At 27.1% G+C, this 3,549-nt stretch carries 6 protein-coding genes; 1 reads left to right on the plus strand and 5 read right to left on the minus strand.

The window, feature by feature from the left end:
- Window positions 1-420: AbiH family protein (locus A9G03_RS02815; RefSeq protein WP_218837066.1), on the plus strand; the 420-nt coding region annotated here is incomplete at its 5' end.
- Between the two features lie 64 nt (window positions 421-484).
- On the opposite strand, the gene A9G03_RS02820 is transcribed toward A9G03_RS02815, so the two are convergent.
- The 5 genes from A9G03_RS02820 to A9G03_RS02840 all read right to left on the minus strand — a co-directional run.
- A complete protein-coding gene (locus A9G03_RS02820) occupies window positions 485-796 on the minus strand; it encodes a hypothetical protein (RefSeq protein ID WP_065798356.1) in 312 nt (103 codons plus the stop codon).
- A gap of 81 nt (window positions 797-877) precedes the next feature.
- The gene (locus A9G03_RS02825; RefSeq protein ID WP_065798357.1) at window positions 878-1,207 is read right to left on the minus strand and encodes an LPXTG cell wall anchor domain-containing protein; all 330 of its coding nucleotides are present in this window, start codon (window positions 1,205-1,207) and stop codon (window positions 878-880) included.
- 407 nt (window positions 1,208-1,614) lie between these two features.
- Window positions 1,615-2,400, minus strand: a complete 786-nt coding sequence (locus A9G03_RS02830) for a hypothetical protein (protein ID WP_065798358.1) — start codon at window positions 2,398-2,400, stop codon at window positions 1,615-1,617.
- Complete coding sequence (locus A9G03_RS02835) at window positions 2,400-3,200, minus strand: hypothetical protein (RefSeq protein ID WP_065798359.1); 801 nt, start codon at window positions 3,198-3,200, stop codon at window positions 2,400-2,402. The genes A9G03_RS02830 and A9G03_RS02835 overlap by 1 nt, the downstream gene beginning before the upstream one ends.
- Before the next feature lie 19 nt (window positions 3,201-3,219).
- On the minus strand, window positions 3,220-3,549 hold a 330-nt coding region (locus A9G03_RS02840), incomplete at its 5' end, for a hypothetical protein (RefSeq protein WP_218837067.1).

The following is a 3,549-nucleotide window of genomic DNA, read 5'->3' on the forward strand; positions in this document are numbered from 1 at the left end:
AAACTTATTCAAATACACGGTGAATTAAACAATCAACATAACCCTATCATATTTGGATATGGTGATGAAAAAGACAGTTCATATCAAGAATTAGAAAATAAAAATGATAATCGATATTTGAAATATTCAAAGTCACTTCACTATTTGTTAAATTCTAATTATAAAGATTTATTAACTTTTCTAGAGCAAGATATGTATCAAGTTTATATTTGGGGTCATTCTTGTGCTACCTCCGACCGTGTTTTATTACAAACAATATTTGAACATGAAAATTGTGTAAGTATTAAACCATTTTTCTATAAATCAAATGATGGCACAGATAATTTTACGGATTTATGTACTAATATTAGTCGGAGTTTTACTGATAAAAAGAAGTTTAGAGATGTAGTAGTTAATAAAAAATATTGCGAACCTTTATAGGTTAATTTATTAACTAGGTACAAAAAATTGAGTACCTAGTTTTTTCATCGTTTTCATCACATGATTATTGTTTTAGTGGTTCAATACTAAATATTGAGTCTTTTACAATAAATGAATAAATTGGAATTAACGTATGCAATAACGTATTTTTGACTGATACTTCAAATGATTTAGTTTCATTTTCTGTAATATCAAAAAATATAGCGTTTTTAAACGTTCCTTTGCGTATTTCTAAAGCAATTCTTCCTGCTGTAACTGGAATAGTTTTTGTCTCTTTACGTTTAATACGTTCAACCTCAACACCATTTACATAAATAGAAAAAAATACTCCACCCCAATAAAATTGAGACTTTCTATGTATAATTAAATTAGACACCTGGACTTACCTGTTATTTTTTGACTAAGAAAACAATAAAATAAACTTATTGATTCAACTTAGTTATATTCATCAATAATGTTATGGATTCTGCTTTTTTTTCTTTTTAAAGATAAAAAGCGTTATAAATGCGATAAGCATTAACACTACATGAAATCCCACATAAAACAGATACATGCTGACTCCATCTTCCCCTGTGTTATGCATATCAGATGCTGTCAGCGCTAATGTTGGTGAAAGAAATGCAGTACTGATTATATTAATACCAAATGTAATACCTGATAATGTTGGTTGTTTACAAAAGGTAATTAATGCTAATACGCTACATCCCATAGCAATGAATATTCCCACTACAGGAACAAAAATTGATATTGCCGCGAAAATTAATGCCACTATAGATAATGCTTTCATTTTTTCCTCTACTTTTAAAAAATATGTTATTTTTTATCAGACCTACATCAAATACAGATTAGATAATCTAAAGTGCTTAAAAAGCGTCAATATAATAACAAAAAGCAAAATAAATTAATATGTTTTATCGATCGAAATTATATAATCAATAGTTTATAGCTATCATGTATTGGTTATTGATCGTTATAGACGATCAATGAGTTAATTTGATCAAAAAACTACTTCTGCGGATATGTTAAATTAAGAATCTATGTATTATTTTTATGTAAGGATTAATTGCAGGGATGGGGTTCTTTATTGATAACAGTGTAGATAAGTAATCGCGTAACCTACTTCGTTATTGAGGACGTTATCGACTTTGATCTGATACTAACCAACTATATTTATAAGTCATGTTATTAATATAACTAATATTCTAATTCTCGAGTATGAGTTACTAGTTTTACACCATTTCCTTTCACGCAATAAGCATTTGTCCAATCGCCATATTGGTTATGGTTTAGATAAATACATTTAACAGCATTCGGTTTTAAGTTTTCTGGTTTTCTATCGGATTGTTTGACATTTATATCAGGTTTTGGAGAATTATCAGTTTTAGAATTATCATCAGTAATAATATAATTTTCTGTAATACTTTCTACTAACTCACCTTTTTGGTTATAATAAAATCTGTTTAAATTTATATTTTTTTTTCGGAACTCGTTATATTTAATTGTATAACCATTATAATATCCAAAGGTTTGTTGCCGTTTTTCTTTAGTTAGCGGGTGCATATCTTCAAGTTTTATGAATTGTCCTAATTCATTATATGAAAGCGATGCTAATTGCTCGTTATTTATATATAAATAACCCAGAATATTATTATCACTATCTAATTGTAATGTTACATCTACTCCATTGAGATGCATTGTTTTGTTTTTATAATCAATGATCATATTCTGTGAATCATCATCAAATAATACTTTTTCAATTAAACCATCTGAGTTTGATTCTATAATCGTATTCATTATTTTATTGTCAGCTAAAAAATTTGCTTTAATCTTCTGTTTCATAGTAGGTTTCTTATTGGGTATGAGGGGTGGGTAAAGAATCGCGTTATAATTATTTGTAATGATTGTATGTGTGTCTTTTTCCTTATCGCATCCTATGATAAAAAAAATGACAATAAAACACATCAACATTATTTTTTTCATCATTTATCCCTATACTCTAACTTTCGCGTTACAGATTTGTCTAATTCATTATCGCCGTTAAAACATTGACTAACAGTCCAATCACCATATTTATTATATTCACTAAAATGGCAAGTAGATGTTCGATATTTAGACTCATAGATGTCTTTGGATAACAATATAATTTCTCCATTTAATAGTGGATCTTCCTGCTCAAAATTGGAAGAAACTAATCTATTTTCGTCATCATAATAATATAAATTTGTTGACGGAAAAGTAAGTATTTTTTCTGGCGTGTTTGTTTGGATTTCTCGCTCTTTGTATTGAATAAGATTGTTGTTTATATCATAAGAATAAGTACCTATATAATTTTTCTCATCAAACTTCTCATCTGAAAAAATCAATTTTCCCTGTTCATCATATTCATAAGTTGCAATAGTTTTTTGATTAGAATTTTTAACATTTATAAAGTTTTTTTGATCATCTAATTGTACTAAATAATTAACTAAAATTCCTTTCTCATTTCGTGTTAATACCTGCTTCTGATAATCCATTGACAGATCTTTTTTATGACGAAAAAACTCTTCTATAATAAAACCATTATCATCTGAATATATTTCTATATTACTAGTAAAAGATGTTGGTTGGATATTTTCAATAAATAATTCTTGTTTTTTTATTGGATTAGAATGCGGAGTATTCTCTGGGAAAAGAAGAATGAGATAATTATTACTAATACCAATATTTTTACTGTTATCATCAACGGATGCAAAGACATAAAAACTAATCAAACAGCACGCTACTAATAAAAGTTTTTTCATCTATATTTTCTTTTTATTATTAATATTCTAATTTTCGCGTTATAGCACCTAAATCAATATTACCATCTTTAATACAATGACCTTTTGTCCAATCTCCATATTCATTATAATCAGAGAAAGAGCAAGTTATTGTCTTATCTATTTTTGAATTATTTTCATCTGAATAATGGGTTTGTATTGTTTCTTTCAGTTTATTATCATCATCATAAATAAAATCTATTTTTCTATTGTTGGGTCGAGTAGAGACATTTGTTTTATAATAAATAGATTTTAGTAAGTTATTATTTGTATAAAAAAATTCAATTTTTGCCTTTGTGGTCATTCCTTCACCCATGGACATTACTAATCT

Origin of the sequence: Gilliamella sp. wkB171 (genome assembly GCF_001693755.1) — a bacterium.
In the GTDB taxonomy this organism is placed as follows: domain Bacteria; phylum Pseudomonadota; class Gammaproteobacteria; order Enterobacterales; family Orbaceae; genus Gilliamella; species Gilliamella apicola_F.

Excerpts from the sequence above, each read along its gene's own strand:
- A9G03_RS02830 (WP_065798358.1), bottom strand. The coding sequence starts at position 2,400 with ATGAAAAAAATAATGTTGATGTGTTTTATTGTCATTTTTTTTATCATA.
- A9G03_RS02825 (WP_065798357.1), bottom strand. The coding sequence starts at position 1,207 with ATGAAAGCATTATCTATAGTGGCATTAATTTTCGCGGCAATATCAATT.
- A9G03_RS02835 (WP_065798359.1), bottom strand. The coding sequence starts at position 3,200 with ATGAAAAAACTTTTATTAGTAGCGTGCTGTTTGATTAGTTTTTATGTC.